16 protein-coding genes are annotated in these 13,557 nt (G+C 60.2%); 8 read left to right on the top strand and 8 right to left on the bottom strand.

Going from position 1 to position 13,557, the window contains the following annotated elements:
- The first annotated feature begins 7 nt into the window (after window positions 1-7).
- Window positions 8-721: a DUF72 domain-containing protein gene (locus tag PFU01S_RS07060; RefSeq protein WP_028687001.1), complete on the top strand. Its 714-nt coding sequence runs from the start codon at window positions 8-10 to the stop codon at window positions 719-721.
- A 73-nt stretch (window positions 722-794) separates the two neighbouring features.
- Window positions 795-1,019: a hypothetical protein gene (locus PFU01S_RS07055; RefSeq protein ID WP_027914742.1), complete on the top strand. Its 225-nt coding sequence runs from the start codon at window positions 795-797 to the stop codon at window positions 1,017-1,019.
- Between the two features lie 182 nt (window positions 1,020-1,201).
- Here the strand turns inward: PFU01S_RS07055 and PFU01S_RS07050 are convergent, their stop codons facing one another.
- A complete protein-coding gene (locus PFU01S_RS07050) occupies window positions 1,202-1,447 on the bottom strand; it encodes a hypothetical protein (protein WP_027914743.1) in 246 nt (81 codons plus the stop codon).
- A gap of 185 nt (window positions 1,448-1,632) precedes the next feature.
- Here PFU01S_RS07050 and PFU01S_RS07045 point away from each other — a divergent pair, with 185 nt between their 5' ends.
- Window positions 1,633-2,742, top strand: a complete 1,110-nt coding sequence (locus PFU01S_RS07045) for a Gfo/Idh/MocA family protein (protein WP_028687002.1) — start codon at window positions 1,633-1,635, stop codon at window positions 2,740-2,742.
- Between the two features lie 42 nt (window positions 2,743-2,784).
- Here PFU01S_RS07045 and PFU01S_RS07040 read toward each other — a convergent pair whose 3' ends face one another.
- Both PFU01S_RS07040 and PFU01S_RS07035 read right to left on the bottom strand, forming a co-directional pair.
- Window positions 2,785-3,255 (bottom strand): PA2171 family ribosome-binding persister protein, encoded by a 471-nt coding sequence (locus PFU01S_RS07040; protein ID WP_027914745.1) that lies wholly within the window; start codon window positions 3,253-3,255, stop codon window positions 2,785-2,787.
- A gap of 100 nt (window positions 3,256-3,355) precedes the next feature.
- A complete protein-coding gene (locus PFU01S_RS07035; RefSeq protein ID WP_028687003.1) occupies window positions 3,356-5,110 on the bottom strand; it encodes a glycoside hydrolase family 15 protein in 1,755 nt (584 codons plus the stop codon).
- Window positions 5,111-5,334: 224 nt separating this feature from the next.
- Between PFU01S_RS07035 and PFU01S_RS07030 the strand changes: the two genes are divergently transcribed.
- Window positions 5,335-5,628: a DUF6555 family protein gene (locus PFU01S_RS07030; protein WP_027914747.1), complete on the top strand. Its 294-nt coding sequence runs from the start codon at window positions 5,335-5,337 to the stop codon at window positions 5,626-5,628.
- A 75-nt stretch (window positions 5,629-5,703) separates the two neighbouring features.
- Here the strand turns inward: PFU01S_RS07030 and PFU01S_RS07025 are convergent, their stop codons facing one another.
- Together PFU01S_RS07025 and PFU01S_RS07020 are read right to left on the bottom strand one after the other, a co-directional pair.
- The gene (locus PFU01S_RS07025) at window positions 5,704-6,264 is read right to left on the bottom strand and encodes a hypothetical protein (RefSeq protein ID WP_156041701.1); all 561 of its coding nucleotides are present in this window, start codon (window positions 6,262-6,264) and stop codon (window positions 5,704-5,706) included.
- Complete coding sequence (locus PFU01S_RS07020) at window positions 6,221-6,724, bottom strand: CinA family protein (protein ID WP_028687005.1); 504 nt, start codon at window positions 6,722-6,724, stop codon at window positions 6,221-6,223. Before PFU01S_RS07020 ends, PFU01S_RS07025 begins: the two co-directional genes overlap by 44 nt.
- 165 nt (window positions 6,725-6,889) lie before the next feature.
- On the opposite strand from PFU01S_RS07020, the gene PFU01S_RS07015 reads away from it, so the two are divergent.
- The 4 genes from PFU01S_RS07015 (at window position 6,890) to PFU01S_RS07005 (ending at window position 10,074) form a co-directional block, all read left to right on the top strand.
- The gene (locus PFU01S_RS07015) at window positions 6,890-7,123 is read left to right on the top strand and encodes a PLDc N-terminal domain-containing protein (protein ID WP_028687006.1); all 234 of its coding nucleotides are present in this window, start codon (window positions 6,890-6,892) and stop codon (window positions 7,121-7,123) included.
- A gap of 9 nt (window positions 7,124-7,132) precedes the next feature.
- A complete protein-coding gene (locus PFU01S_RS22355; RefSeq protein WP_165919250.1) occupies window positions 7,133-7,297 on the top strand; it encodes a hypothetical protein in 165 nt (54 codons plus the stop codon).
- A gap of 111 nt (window positions 7,298-7,408) precedes the next feature.
- Window positions 7,409-7,933 carry a hypothetical protein gene (locus tag PFU01S_RS07010; RefSeq protein WP_023536033.1) on the top strand — a complete coding sequence of 175 codons (525 nt, stop codon included), beginning with the start codon at window positions 7,409-7,411 and terminating at the stop codon, window positions 7,931-7,933.
- A gap of 107 nt (window positions 7,934-8,040) precedes the next feature.
- A complete protein-coding gene (locus PFU01S_RS07005; RefSeq protein ID WP_028687007.1) occupies window positions 8,041-10,074 on the top strand; it encodes a hybrid sensor histidine kinase/response regulator in 2,034 nt (677 codons plus the stop codon).
- A gap of 54 nt (window positions 10,075-10,128) precedes the next feature.
- On the opposite strand, the gene PFU01S_RS07000 is transcribed toward PFU01S_RS07005, so the two are convergent.
- The 3 genes from PFU01S_RS07000 to PFU01S_RS06990 all read right to left on the bottom strand — a co-directional run bounded on the left by PFU01S_RS07000 (window position 10,129) and on the right by PFU01S_RS06990 (window position 13,427).
- Window positions 10,129-11,334, bottom strand: coding sequence for a zinc-dependent alcohol dehydrogenase (locus PFU01S_RS07000; RefSeq protein WP_027914752.1), 1,206 nt, complete (start codon window positions 11,332-11,334; stop codon window positions 10,129-10,131).
- A gap of 114 nt (window positions 11,335-11,448) precedes the next feature.
- On the bottom strand, window positions 11,449-12,621 hold the full coding sequence (locus PFU01S_RS06995; RefSeq protein WP_033736763.1) for a PAS domain-containing sensor histidine kinase: 1,173 nt from the start codon (window positions 12,619-12,621) through the stop codon (window positions 11,449-11,451).
- Entirely contained in the window at window positions 12,618-13,427 is an 810-nt protein-coding gene (locus PFU01S_RS06990) for an alpha/beta fold hydrolase (protein WP_027914754.1), read from the bottom strand. The genes PFU01S_RS06995 and PFU01S_RS06990 overlap by 4 nt, the downstream gene beginning before the upstream one ends.
- Between the last annotated feature and the right edge of the window lie 130 nt (window positions 13,428-13,557).

The following is a 13,557-nucleotide window of genomic DNA, read 5'->3' as shown; positions in this document are numbered from 1 at the left end:
TACTGAGATGATCTACTTAGGCTGTGCAGGCTGGAGTCTGCCCAAGGAGCATGCTCCGGCTTTTCCCGAGGCAGGCAGCCATCTGGAGCGCTACGCTGCGCGCCTGAGCGCTGTGGAAATCAACAGTTCGTTCTACCGGCCCCATCGGCCGCAAACCTACGCGCGCTGGGCCGCATCGACACCTGAGGGCTTTCGCTTCTCAGTCAAGGTACCCAAGGCCATTACCCATGAGATGCGTCTGCAAGGGTGTGAAGCGGCGTTGGACAGCTTTCTGGCCCAATGCTGGGAGTTGGGGGAGAAACTGGGCTGCTTGCTGGTCCAGCTACCACCGTCGCTAAGCTTTGACGAAGCGGTAGCCAGGCGTTTTTTCGAAGCGCTGCGCCGCCGGTCCGACAAGCCGGTCGTCGTCGAACCTAGGCATGCGACATGGCGTTCAGCGCAAACGCTGCTGATTGACCTTCAGGTGGGACAGGTGGCGGCAAGTCCGCCTAGATTCGCGCTAGATGGCCGGCCCTCAGGATGGCCAGGCATAGCGTATTGGCGGTTGCACGGCGTACCGGTTTTGTATCACAGCGCTTATTCCGATCCATGCTTACGGCAGCTTGGCGCGCAGGTGACACGTACCCATGTTCAGGGGGCGATCACCTGGTGCATCTTTGACAACACAGCCAGTGGCGCCGCCGTGGGTGATGCGTTGACGGTTCGCAGTCACCTGGGCTAAGCGAAGCGGATCAAACTTTTCCCCGGCGTTGCGCTCTGCTCATAAAGACACCCTGTTGAAGTTGGAGATGCCCATGAAAGACACTCATACCCACACCGGCGACAAAGTCCCGCGTCCGATCTCCTCTGAGGAAGCGCAAAAAGGCGAGCAGTCACCTGATCCGGTGTTGGAACGCCCTGATCCGGCCACTGAGGCCGTAGACAAGGCGATCACCCCGACATCCATCAAGGAACTGGAAGAGCAGACGCGGGCGATCGAGCAGCAGACTGAAAACGTCGAAAAGCGCCTGGATCGCTAAGCGATGGGGTCGTTTTGCTGCATGCGCTGGGCTTTCCCGAAATTGAAGCCAGCGGCTTAGTGCTGCAATGGGCCGCAAAGCGGCCCCACGATTTGAGCTGGGCGCCTGACATTCAACTTGACACCTTCAGCTACCGGGGCCGGCCCGGCGCTCCGGCAAAGGCACTTACACCTAGATCCACGTCAACCCGGCTCCATCCTCGTATTCTTCTTCCATCCTCGCAGATTCATGACGCACAGCGTGAACTGCAGAATGATCAGCGCCCAGGCCTCGGCGTGCCAGCCCCAGGCCGCCCATAACAGATTGCTTGCAATGAAACAGCAGAAGCCGACTTTGCGGCGGGCGGGTCGCCGCGACCCTATGCACCATGCTGCCACTACCGTCAGCACCATGGCCGGCCATTCCAGCCAATCGATCCAATCCTCCATCGCGCTGTCCTCGGTCTTGGTTTGTTCGTGGGACAGGCCAGCTGAAGACGGGTTCAGATCGATCCTCTACCCGGATACGCATGGCCATGACAGCGCGGGCACACACGTTTTTTTGAACCTCACCCAGCCTTGGCTTGCCCACTTGAGAGGTACTGCTTTGAATCGTGATCAAGAGGAGGGATGTCATGCCCAGTACAGCACGCAAGGTCCGTTATGGTGTAGTGGCCGGGGGCTCGATTTCCCAGGGTGCGTTCATGCCTGGTATCGGGCAGACCGACAACTCGGAAATTACCGTCCTGGTCACCGGGGATGAGGAAAAAGCCCGACAGTTGGGCGAGCGTTATGCCCTGCGCACCTACCATTACGACCAGTATGCTCAGATGCTTGCTGCGCGGGAGGTGGATGCGCTCTACATCGCAACGCCTAATTTCCGTCACCGTGAATTCGTGGTGCCGGCGCTCGAAGCCGGTATTCATGTATTGCTCGAAAAGCCCATGGGCATCAGCGAAGCCGACTGCAAGGCCATGATCGAGGCCTCGAAACGCACTGGGGCGAAGCTGATGGTTGCCTACCGTCTACACTGCGAGCCTGGCACGCTGGACATGATCGAGCGGGTGCACAAGGGCGATTTCGGTGATCCCAGGTTGTTCACCTCTATCTTCACGCAGCGGGTCAAGCCCAATAACCACCGTGCCCAGAATGGTTTCGAGGCCGGGCCGGTGCCCGACATGGGCCCCTATCCCCTGAACATGGTTCGCCAGTTGTTCAACGCCGAACCCATCGAAGTCTCGGCCATGGGAGTTCGCTCGCCTGGCAGCACCATGGACACCTGGGACACGGTCACCGTGAGCCTGCGCTTCGAAGACGAACGACTGGCCCAGTTCACCGTCAGCTATACCTTGCCGTCTACCGAGCGGTTCCAGCTATTGGGCACCAAGGGCGAGATCGAGGCTTCACCGTGCTTTGGTTATGGGGAAGGGGTGGCGATCAGCTACAGGGCCACCATCGATGGCGAGACGCGTGTGCACGTTAACCCTGTGGTGGATCAATTTGCTGGGGAAACTGCTTATTTCTCCGACTGCATCCTCAACAACGTAGCGCCCGAACCCGACGGGGAGGAGGGGTGGCGCGATGTACGGGTAGTCGAGGCGATCAAGCGAGCGCTTGAAACCGGTACGCCACAACAGCTGGAACCGCTGCCCGCTCGCCCGTTCGCGCGGCGATCCGAACAACGCAGGGCCTTTGCCCTGGCACCAGTACCGCCGATGGTCGATGCCGAATCGCCGGCAGAATAGCGGGCGAGCTGCGCGCTCCCTTGAGGGGGCGCGCAGGCTTGATCACGCGGCTCGCTGCTCCGACTTGCCCTTGAGCAGTTTCTTCTGCGCCATCATCGTCTTGCCCATCTCCTCGAGTTGCTGCTTACCCAGCAGCTTGCGTGCCGTAGGGAACAGCTCGCTTTCTTCTTCCTCGATATGATGCTCCAGCAACTCTTTCATCACCTTGACCCGGCCTGCAAACTCGACCGTGCCGGTGTCTGTGCCTTCAAGGTCAGGCAGCACCAGTGAATCGACGGTACGGTGCTCTTCCTTGGCCTCGTAGTACATCTTTTCCTCTTCCTTGCCGCCAGCCTCTTTAATGGCCGGGTACAGGATTTCCTCCTCCAGCGCGGTATGGATAGTGACTTCCTGCTTGATGCGTTCCAGCAGTTCGGCACGCTTTTTCACCGCGCGCTCCGTTGTCGAAGACAACTCTTCGAGCAGTTTCTTGACCAACTGGTGGTCCTGGGTCAGCAATTCGATGGCGTTCATGGATCACCTCTGCAGGTTGTTGTAATCACGGTTGCCATGGGTTGAGTCGAGCGCCAGGCCATCAGTTCCGCTGCGCAGATGACGTGCCTGGCGTGTACCCTCATCTACACGGTGCGCGGCCACCCAGTGCCAACGCTGCGCGCAGCGCCGCCAGGTGCGTGAGGCCTTGCGGCAGGTTGCCCAGGTACTCTCCCGTGCCAGGGTCGACCATCTCCGAATAGATGCCTGCGCCATGGGCAAGGCCTTGCAAGGCAGCTTCATAGGCGTGCTGCGCGCGTTCGTGTTGGCCGAGCAGTACCCAAGCCTCTACCAGCCAGAACGTGCACGCCAGGAAGCAGCCTTCCTCCTCGACCGCACCGCTGTAGCGGTAGTGGAAGGGGCCTGCCGACAAGCTTTGCTGCACAGCCTCCAGGGTGCTTTGCAGCCTCTCAGGCGCCGGATAGCCGAAGCGCACCGCCAGGGCGATACCTGCGTCCAGCCGATCGCTGCCTGGGTAGAACACATACGCCTGGCGGCCCTCATGCCAGCAATGGGTTTCGATCCACTCGAAAATACGGTCACGCTCGCGCGCCCAGCGCTGCCGGCAGGTTGTGGGTAGATGGCCGCCGTCGGCCAGTTCGATGGCCCGGCTCAGGGCCTGCCAGCAGCTAATCTTCGACAGGGTGTAGTGCCGCGTTTCTGGTAACTCCCAGATACCGGCATCGGGCTGGCGCCACTGGTCTGCGCATTGATCGGCCAGCCGTGACAGCAGCACTGCACTGCTGCCGTCCAGGATGTTGCCGGTGTCGATGAAACAACGGGCAGTTTCGAAAATGTCGCCGAACACGCCGTGCTGCAACTGGTCGCGGGCGTCGTTGCCCACTACGGGCGGGGATTGCTTGTAGCCCGGCAGGTCGATGGTGCGTGTGCAGTCACCGATGGCCCCGTCCAGGGTGTAGAAGACCTGCGCGCCGTGCTCGGCCAGCCTGCGCAGCAACCAGGTAAACGCTGCCTTGGCTTCAGGCTGAGCGCCAATGCCGAGGAAGGCTTCGATGGTATACCCGGCATCGCGTATCCATGCGAACCGATAGTCATAGTTCTTGGTGCCGCCTATGCGCTCTGGCAACGACGTGGTGGCAGCCGCCATGATCGAACCGCTGGGTGATGACAGCAACAACTTGAGCGCCAGCGCGTTGCGTATCACCACTGACTGATAGGGGCCTTTATAGATGAGGCTTTTCGACCACTGCCGCCATTCACGATCAGAGCCGTCGATGCGTTCATCGATCAGGCTCAGTGGCGGCACCACCAAGGGCTCGTCACGCCCCGCGATCAGGGCCACCACGGTGCGTTGCCCCGGCGAGGTGTCGAGTGTGGCGCGCACGCCTATGTCGTCCTTGCGCCGCACGCTGATCTGTTGATCATGCAGGAACATCCCGAGAATATGGCCTGCGTGAAAAACGCAGCCGTTGTCGTTGGGCGTGAGGTACGGGCTAACCGTGTCGGCCTGGGTACCAAAATCGATGGCGATCTCAAGCGTGACCGACCCTTCGATGCCCTCGATACGGCGAGCCAGTTCCGCCCAGGGTAAGCGCCCGGCAGGCCCGCTGTTTAGCGATTCGGTCAATCGCACGCTGCCGGTAGAGGTGATGTACTCGGTTTCCATCACATTGCTGCCGGGGCGATAGCGACGCTTTGCCTGATAGGGCTGGGTTGGGGTGATGGCAAAGTAACCGCCGGTCCTGGGCGAGAGCAGTCGATCGAACAGAGGGGGGGAGTCCATGTGGGGCACGCACCACCAGTCGATGGAACCGTCCAGGCCCACCAGTGCTACCGAGCGCCCATCCCCAAGGGCCGCATACTGCTCCAGCGCCAGCCAGCCACCGGTATCTCGTTGGGGCTCGGCACATTGCCGCGGGCTTTCAGATACGTCTTCCACATTGCAGCTCCTGCACCTTTTGTACAAGTGTGACTGAAGCGAAGCGACAACAGTTCGGCACAAATGGGCAACGGCAAGACGATGACTGTCGGGTCAAAATAAATGGAATTTTTTGTTACGCCTTTGGCTCCATTAGGCTGAGTTTGATGGAGGAGAGTCCAATGGCAGGACAACAACTGTATGTAATCGAGTACGAGCTACACGGAGAATTCAGGACTTTCATCATTCGACTGGAACGCATGGACAACGCCGAGGCCTGGCACTGGGCGAGTTGCGATGCAGGCGTCGGTATCATCCCGCGGTTCGGTCAGCACAAGATCAAGAAAGTCAGCCGACCCATGGCTGAGCGCTATGGGTTGACCAACGTGCGGTGGCGGGTCTCGGGCAAAGGCCCGGAGTTCGTCGCGCCGGCGGTGGACATGACGAAATTCGCGGTTGCCACTGAGAAGTCCTGAATTAGATTGGCGACACGCCGGTGGCACGGGCCCCGGCGTGTTCGTGTTCAGGCGTGTGTGTTCAGCCGTTCAGGGCTACGGGTACAGGAGTGTCGATAGTCGCACGGCGCTGTTGGCGCCGGCCCGTACGTGACCTGTGACCTGACCAAGTGCTTCATGGCGCACGGTGAGGTGCAACGTGGCCAGCCCTGCTTCGTCTGTCGCCACTTCAACGAGCATTGCCTTCCCTTGGGTTTGAATGCGCAGCGGTTGCGGTTGCACGGTTTCGATGCTCGCCTCCTGAAGCATGCTGCCGCCGAGCTGAACCCAAAGCGGCTTGCTCGGCGCTCCCCTTACTTCAATCGAAAGATCGGCAGGGCTTGCGCTGCGACTCAGTCGTTTGTACTGCACCTGCACCTTGCCATCGGCGCTGCTCGCCTGGGTATCGATCAGCCAGGTACTGGCCGGCATTGCGGCCATTACTACACCCAGGGGCAGCAAAAGTGCACACCCTTTAATGCGTCCGGCGGGCCAAAAAGCGTGGTGCGCATTGGCGCTTTCGGGCGCTGGATAATGCTTGGAATTCATCGGGTGCTCATTCATCGAGATGTGATCAGGCTCGTTCGCCGCGTAGCCAGCGTTGGTGATAATGCGCAAGTTGCGACAACCCATAGACTGCCCCCTGGCGCATCACTTCTTCACGCTCGGCAAAAAAACGTTGGGTGCCGGTAAAAACGGCAAGCGGCTCACCCGCGAATGCCCAGGCAAAACACAGCGTACCTGGCGGAATTTTGCCTTGCGCGGCAGGCCCCGCTACGCCCGTGGTGGCGATGGCGACGGTAGCGTTGCTGTCTTTCAATGCGCCCAATGCCATTTCCCAGGCCACCGCCTCGCTGGTCAGGCCATAGCGCTCGATGGTCGTGGGGCTGACGCCTAGCAGACGCTGCTTGGCAGCAGGAGAGTAGACGACGTAGCCGCTTTCGAGCACCTCGGCTGTTCCTGGCAGGGCGGCCAGTGCCGCTACCATGGCGCCTGCAGTGCAGGACTCGGCAGTGGTCAGAACAAGGTCATGTTTTTTCAAATACTCGAAAACGGACTCAATCGGGTCAGTGACCATACCTGTAACTCGCGCAGCATTTTGCAGTGGACGCGAGCGCAAGGCTTTTGGTTCAGTGCACGTGTGCCCGCCCGTCCATCGCGCAACAATCGAGCTGAACTTAGCAGGACTTTCATGCTTCCTCTTCAAAGAGGTTGAAAAACCGATCAAACCTGGAGAGCGGTTATGAACGAGCCCGTGACGTACTTCTGGATTGCCGTGGCGGTCCTCATTCTACTGGTGGACTTGTGGGCGATCGTCAGCGTGTTTCGTAGTGACAAGACCGATGCCACAAAGGCGGCCTGGGCGCTATTGCTCCTGGCGCTGCCTGTTGCGGGTCTGGCGATCTGGGGTATTTGGGGGCCGCGTGGCATCAAGCGCGGCACTGGACCTTCTTCTCCTGAACATAGCAAAGGCTGAGGTGTCTTCATGAGCACATCGAATGAGCAGGACGCCAACCGCGTTGAGCAAGCGCGTACCACAGGCGAAGAAGAGCGAGACAATGACGCTCACCGTCCAGACGGGTCTACGGGCACCGAACAGGACACTACGGCGCAGAAGACCGCCAGGGATGTGCCTGCGCACAAGCCGTAAAGCAGTGTTCAGCCAGCTTCGCTACATCGCGCGACGTCAACGGCAGTCAAGCGCTGTTGACTGGCGCGTGGGCATTGTCCCTGCCCGTGAATACTTTCTAGGAGCCGTACTGTGCCACGTATCATCACCCCAGCCACCCCGGAGCACGAAATACAGGAGCATAATGCCCGCATGTTCGGCTCGCCCAAGGAGCGGCTGGACTTCTACCGACAGGAAATCCAGTACGAGACCAGCATCCTTGCCAATCGTACGGATGCTTATCTGGCTGCCCAGTCATTTCTGGTGATTGCCTATGCGTCTGCCATGGGCAACACCAATCAGAGTTGGGGTGAAATGTTCACGTTGGTGGTGCCGCCGTTTCTGGCGCTGCTTGGCGTGCTCAGTTCACTGAACGCCTGGCCAGGTATTCACGCCGCCTACAAGATCATCGAGCATTGGCAGCTCAAACAGAGCCATCTGCTGCGAAGCGAACCCATGATGGGCCTGGCTTATGACGAGTCGCCCTTGTTCAGCGAGACCGAAACCTCCCAGGCCGGTCATCGCAAGTCCTTGCTGTTCTCGCTGCGTACACCCTGGATTTTCCTCGTGTGCTGGGTCTTGCTGGGGTCATACGCCATCTTTATTCAGTTGGCATAAAGACCAGGCCTTTCAACTCTTGGCCGCGGGGCCCATGATAGGCGCCTTTTGCGCAGCGCGACGTGCCCGGTGCCCGTGCTTGTACTCAGGAAGTTCGAGGTCGATCGATGAATCAACGTACCGCTGGTATCGATGCCAGTGGCCAGGATGATGCCGCGTTAACCGCAGAACGGTTGCAGCTTGCGCTGGACGCGGGCGCGATCATCGGCACGTGGGTATGGGATATACCCAATGACAGGGTTACGGCCGATGAGCGTTTTTCGCATTCGTTTGGCTTGCCGCTGTCCAAATGCCTGACAGGGATGCCTCTGGCAGAAGCGTTTGCCTCCATCTATCCCGATGACCGCGAACGCGTCGCGCAAGCCATTCAGGCGGCCACGGCCCTGGGCGGCCCGTTTCGCTGTGAATACCGGGTCCGCCAGGACGATGGCTGTTATCGGTGGGTTGAAGCCAACGGTCGAGTCGAGCTCGATGAGCAGGGCATTGCGGTGCGCTTTCCTGGTGTGCTGATGAACATCGAGTCACGTCGCAAGGCCCAGGCCGAGCGCGACCGCATGTCCACGTTGCTGCGTACCTTCACTGCCGCGGTTCCCGGCGTGGTGTACGCCAAGGACCTGGAGGGGCGCATGCTGGTGGCCAATCATGGCGCCACGCAGCTGATTGGCAAGCCGCCGGAATTCTACCTGGGCAAGACCGACCTTGAGTTCCTCGAGGACAAGGAGCAGGCCAGGCAGGTGATGGAAACCGATCAGCGTGTGATGGCTGGCGGGACGGCCGTGCAGGTCGAAGAGCGGGTGGACATGCCAGACGGGTCGGCCACGTATTGGCTCTCGGTCAAGGCACCGCTGCTCAGTGACGACGGGGAGGTGATCGGCTTGGTAGGATCCTCCATCGACGTCACGGCCCGCAGGCAGGTAGAGGCGCAACTTCTTGAGCTCAACCGAACGCTCGAGGCGCGTGTTGCCCAGGCGGTAGCCGAGCGGGAGGAGGCCGAAGCCGCTTTGCGTCAGGCCCAGAAAATGGAGGCGGTTGGACAATTGACTGGGGGCATTGCCCATGACTTCAACAACTTGTTGGCGGGCATTTCGGGCAGTCTTGACCTGATCAGGTCTCGCCTGGCCCAGGGCCGTCATGAGGACGTTGAACGCTACATGACCGTGGCTTACGGTGCTACACGCAAGGCCGCCGCGCTGACGCACCGACTGTTGGCGTTCGCCAGGCGCCAGACCCTGGTGCCCGTGCAGACGGATGTCCATGCGCTGATCGATGGTATGGCTGAGCTCGTGCGCCGCACGGTAGGCCCTTCCGTGAAGCTGGAGGTCCAGTTGTCCGCTTCGTTGCACACGTGTCTGGTCGATCCCGTCCAGCTTGAGAACGCATTGCTGAACCTTTGCATCAATGCGCGCGATGCCATGGACGGTAACGGCCGGATTTGCATTCGCACGGCAGACAAGCGCATCGATGGGGATGCAGACCCTGAGATCGCTTCGGGCGATTACCTGAGCATCTGCGTCACGGATGAGGGCATTGGTATGGACGCCGCAACCCTCTCGCGGGCGTTCGAGCCATTTTTCACCACCAAGCCGCTAGGTGCAGGTACGGGGCTGGGTCTGTCGATGGTGTACGGTTTTGCCCGCCAGACCGGCGGACATGTGCACATCGAGTCGGCGCCGGGGCAAGGCACTCGGGTCTTTGTGCAATTACCGAGTCACGGTGGGCCTGCCCGTGTGGTCAGCGACAGCGTTGCCCCTGCAGTGAATCACCGGGCGCGGCCGGGTGAAACGGTATTGGTGGTGGACGATGAAGCGTCGGTGCGCCTGTATGTCAGTGAAACGCTCAGTGGAATGGGCTACGTCGTCATCGAAGCAGCCGACAGCCTGGCGGGTTTGCAATTGCTGCGCTCGGACACGCGTATCGACCTGCTGATCACCGATGTCGGACTGCCTGGCGGGTTGGATGGCAGAAAGATGGTCGACGTTGCAAGGGGGATCAGGCCGCGGCTGCCAGTGCTGTTCATCACTGGCTATGCACCGCCCACCCCTGAGCAGCAGACCTGGCCCACCCATGGCGGGATGGTACTGAGCAAGCCATTCGATCATGACACGTTGGTCGGGGCCTTGAGCACCCTGATGCACGCGTGAAGCCGGGCTCGGCCCGCTAACCGCGGGCCAGGCCACAGACAGCGTGGAATGCCCTTAAATCGGCACCTCGGGAGCCAGCGTACCCGCCGCCGCACCAGGCACCAGAATGACCTTGCGGCAGTCATCTTTTTTCTGGTCGAACATCTTGTAGCCCATCGCCGCTTCCTCAAGCGCCAATCGATGCGTCACGATCAATTCAGGTTGCAGCCGGCCAGCCTCGATATGCTCGAGTAATTCTGGCAAGAACTTCTGGACGTGGGTCTGACCCATCTTGAACGTCAGGCCCTTGTCGAACGCGTCGCCGAACAGGAAGCCATGGATGAACCCGGCGTACACACCAGGGACGCTTACCACGCCGCCGCGCCGTACGGCAGCAATGCATTGACGCAGCGCCTTGCCGCTGCTGCCTTCGATCTTCAGGGCTGTCATGACGGTTTCGGTGGTGCTGCCCTTGGCCTCGAAGCCTACTGCATCGATGACGGCATCAACGCCGCGCATGCCCGGGGTTAGCCGAATGATGCTGTCGGCAGGGTCATCGTCCTGCTCGAAATTGATCGGTACTACCCCATAAGCGTCGCGGGCAAACGTCAGGCGGTAGTCGTTGTCGTCGACCAGGAAAATGGTGTGAGCGCCCAGCATGCGAGCGCAGGCTGCGCTCAACAAGCCGACGGGGCCCGCACCGTAGATGGCTACTGTCGAACCCTGGCCCACTTGCGCGTTGGTCACTGCCTGCCAAGCGGTGGGCAGAATATCCGACAGGAACAGCACCTTGTCGTCTGACAGCGAAGTGGGCACCTTGAAGGGGCCTACGTTGGCCTTGGGTACCCGTACATAGTCCGCCTGACCGCCCGGGATCCCACCATACAAATGGCTGTAGCCGAACAGCGCTGCACCTGGTGGAATGATTTTCTTGTTGATGATGGCGCCGCGGCCTGTGTTAGTCGTCTCGCAGGCGGCAAACAAGTCGTGCTGGCAGAAGAAGCAGCTGCCGCAAGCGATCACGAAGGGAATCACGACGCGGTCACCAACTTGCACATTGGTCACCCCGCGGCCGACATCCTCGACGACGCCCATGAACTCGTGGCCAAAAATATCACCCTGTTCGGTTTGTGGAATCTTGCCGTGATACAGGTGCAGGTCAGACCCGCAGATGGCAGTGGCGGTAACCCTCAGAATGATGTCGTCAGCGTCTTGCAGGATAGGGTCCGGAACCGTGTCGACTCTTACATCCTGTGCGCCGTGGTACGTCAATGCTCTCATGGTTCAACTCCTGCGAAGGCGAGTGTGTTATGCAGGGGAAACCACAGGACAAACAAAAGTTCAGGTCAAAAGCTCGGCGGGCATGCGGACACGCGCATACCCGTGCCGTCGTGCTCAGTCTGCCAGTAACGGTAGGCGTATCGTGAAAGTGGTACCGAGCGCCGCATCCGAAGCGACGGTGACATCGCCGCCATGGGCCAAAGTGATTTCGCTGACGATGAACAGCCCTAACCCGACAGAGCGCACCGAGTCGGCACGGTCCGTGCCCCGAGTCATAGGTGCAAACAAGGATGTAAGCAAGGTATCAGGAATGCAGGGGCCATGGTTGTGCACGCTGATGACGGCGCCATGCTCATGAAGATCAGTGGTAACGGTGACGGGATGGGTGAGGTCACCATAGGCCACACTGTTGGCCACCAGATTGCCAATCATTTGTTGCACGCGGTCTGGGTCCAGCGCACGTTGACCCTTGCCTTTGCACAGGTGACGAATGTGCGCCTGGGCGAAGGCGACTCTCAATTCGTTGACGCTTTGATCGACCGTCGAGCACAGGTCTATCGGTTGACGGCAGATGGTGATGCCTTGGCCAATCCTGACCGAGGCAAAGTCGAGCAGATCAGCGATCATGCGCCTGGCGCGCTCCGAAGAATGGCTGATACTGCCCAGCAGACGCCGTTCCTTGTCCCTGTGCTCACCGCGTTCGAGCAACTGCGTCGCCATCTTGATCGCAGTCAGCGGGTTTTTCAGGTCATGACTGGCGATGGCGACCATCTGTTCGGCAAAGGCTGCGCGTCGCTGGGCGCTCTGGTAGGCGTCGGCCAGCTCGGCCTTGGCCTGCTGCAACGCAGCCTCGGCCTCAGTGGTCTGCGCCAGCAATTGCTCGGCGCGGCGCCGGGCGGTGAGCAATTCACGCTCGTAGCGATCCCGCTCGATGGTGCCGAACAGCGCCAGCTCGTGGAACACGCCGTGGGCATATTGACGGCGCACGCCATTGAGCAACATGGTGATGACGTGACCGGTGCGGTGCCGTACTTCGAGCTTAACCTCGGCGACCGAACCCTGCATTCTCATCAGCGGCGCCCAATGGGTCTGGTGGAAAATTCGTCCGCCCATGGTCAACAGCTCCTGAAACCTGCACTGCGTCAGGTCCTCGGGCGCGTAGCCCAACCACTTGCAGAAGGTCTGGTTTGCCCTCACGATCACGCCCGTCTCGGTGGTGACCACCAGGCCGCAGGGTGCCCCTTCGAACAACGCGTCGACAGCCGGTATCTCACCCGCGCCGGTCATGGCCCCGGTGCCCAGGGTTGCAGGAAGGCGTCCATGGCCTGGGAGCAGGCTGTAGGGGCACTCATGTGCGGGCAATGGCCGATGTTGTCGATCAGGCACAGCGTGCTGTTGGGCAGCACGGCATGGAGGTACTGGCCCACGGAAACTGGCGCGATAAGATCGTCGATGGACTGAAGAATCAACACGGGCGTAGGCAGGCCCTGCACATCCAGCCGGTTGTCAGACAGGAACGTGACACGCGCGAACTGCCGAGCGATGTCTGGATCGGTGCGGCAGAAACTGTTGGTCAGCTCCTCGCTCAGCATAGGCTGGCCCGGCGCGCCCATGATCACCGGCGCCATGGTACTCGACCAGCCCAGGTAGTTGCTGTCCAGTGTTTCGAGCAGTTCGTGGATATCCTCCTGCTTGAAACCGCCGATGTAGTCGCCGTCGTCGATATAGCATGGCGATGGGCCGACCATCACATGAGCTGCAATGCGACCAGGTTGCTGTCGATCCGCCAGTGCACCAATCATGGCGCTGACCGAATGACCGACCAGAATCACGGCGCCTTGGCCGTATTCTGTGATTATCTCGTTCAGATCCGCTGCATAACCCGCCAAGGAGTCGTACCGGACGCGATCGTACGCCGATAAGTCCGATTGCCCAGCACCAACCAAGTCGTAGGTCACGATGCGAAAGCGCGCTTGAAAATGCGGCAACAGGTACTTCCACATCGATTGATCGCAGCCAAAACCGTGGGAAAAGATCAACGTGACAGGGCCAGCACCGGTGATGCGCACGTGGTTACGCGTAGATAAGGTCATGGCTTTCCAAGAGGGTGTGCAGCATCCGTGGCAGGGTGGGTGGGGCATGGCTTGGGCAACGTTGGCTGTTGAATCTACCGCTTACAAGCAAGCGTAGGCCGGAGATGACGAATCGACATTGGCCATCGAA

It is taken from the genome of Pseudomonas fulva NBRC 16637 = DSM 17717 (assembly GCF_000730565.1).
Classification (GTDB): domain Bacteria; phylum Pseudomonadota; class Gammaproteobacteria; order Pseudomonadales; family Pseudomonadaceae; genus Aquipseudomonas; species Aquipseudomonas fulva.
The sequence above is the reverse complement of the archived record's forward strand: the minus strand, read 5'-3'. Positions and strand labels throughout refer to the sequence as shown.

Coding starts and splice junctions, on each gene's coding strand:
- PFU01S_RS07060 (WP_028687001.1), top strand. CDS start 8: ATGATCTACTTAGGCTGTGCAGGCTGGAGTCTGCCCAAGGAGCATGCT.
- PFU01S_RS07055 (WP_027914742.1), top strand. CDS start 795: ATGAAAGACACTCATACCCACACCGGCGACAAAGTCCCGCGTCCGATC.
- PFU01S_RS07050 (WP_027914743.1), bottom strand. CDS start 1,447: ATGGAGGATTGGATCGATTGGCTGGAATGGCCGGCCATGGTGCTGACG.
- PFU01S_RS07045 (WP_028687002.1), top strand. CDS start 1,633: ATGCCCAGTACAGCACGCAAGGTCCGTTATGGTGTAGTGGCCGGGGGC.
- PFU01S_RS07040 (WP_027914745.1), bottom strand. CDS start 3,255: ATGAACGCCATCGAATTGCTGACCCAGGACCACCAGTTGGTCAAGAAA.
- PFU01S_RS07030 (WP_027914747.1), top strand. CDS start 5,335: ATGGCAGGACAACAACTGTATGTAATCGAGTACGAGCTACACGGAGAA.
- PFU01S_RS07020 (WP_028687005.1), bottom strand. CDS start 6,724: ATGGTCACTGACCCGATTGAGTCCGTTTTCGAGTATTTGAAAAAACAT.
- PFU01S_RS07015 (WP_028687006.1), top strand. CDS start 6,890: ATGAACGAGCCCGTGACGTACTTCTGGATTGCCGTGGCGGTCCTCATT.
- PFU01S_RS22355 (WP_165919250.1), top strand. CDS start 7,133: ATGAGCACATCGAATGAGCAGGACGCCAACCGCGTTGAGCAAGCGCGT.
- PFU01S_RS07005 (WP_028687007.1), top strand. CDS start 8,041: ATGAATCAACGTACCGCTGGTATCGATGCCAGTGGCCAGGATGATGCC.
- PFU01S_RS07000 (WP_027914752.1), bottom strand. CDS start 11,334: ATGAGAGCATTGACGTACCACGGCGCACAGGATGTAAGAGTCGACACG.
- PFU01S_RS06995 (WP_033736763.1), bottom strand. CDS start 12,621: ATGACCGGCGCGGGTGAGATACCGGCTGTCGACGCGTTGTTCGAAGGG.
- PFU01S_RS06990 (WP_027914754.1), bottom strand. CDS start 13,427: ATGACCTTATCTACGCGTAACCACGTGCGCATCACCGGTGCTGGCCCT.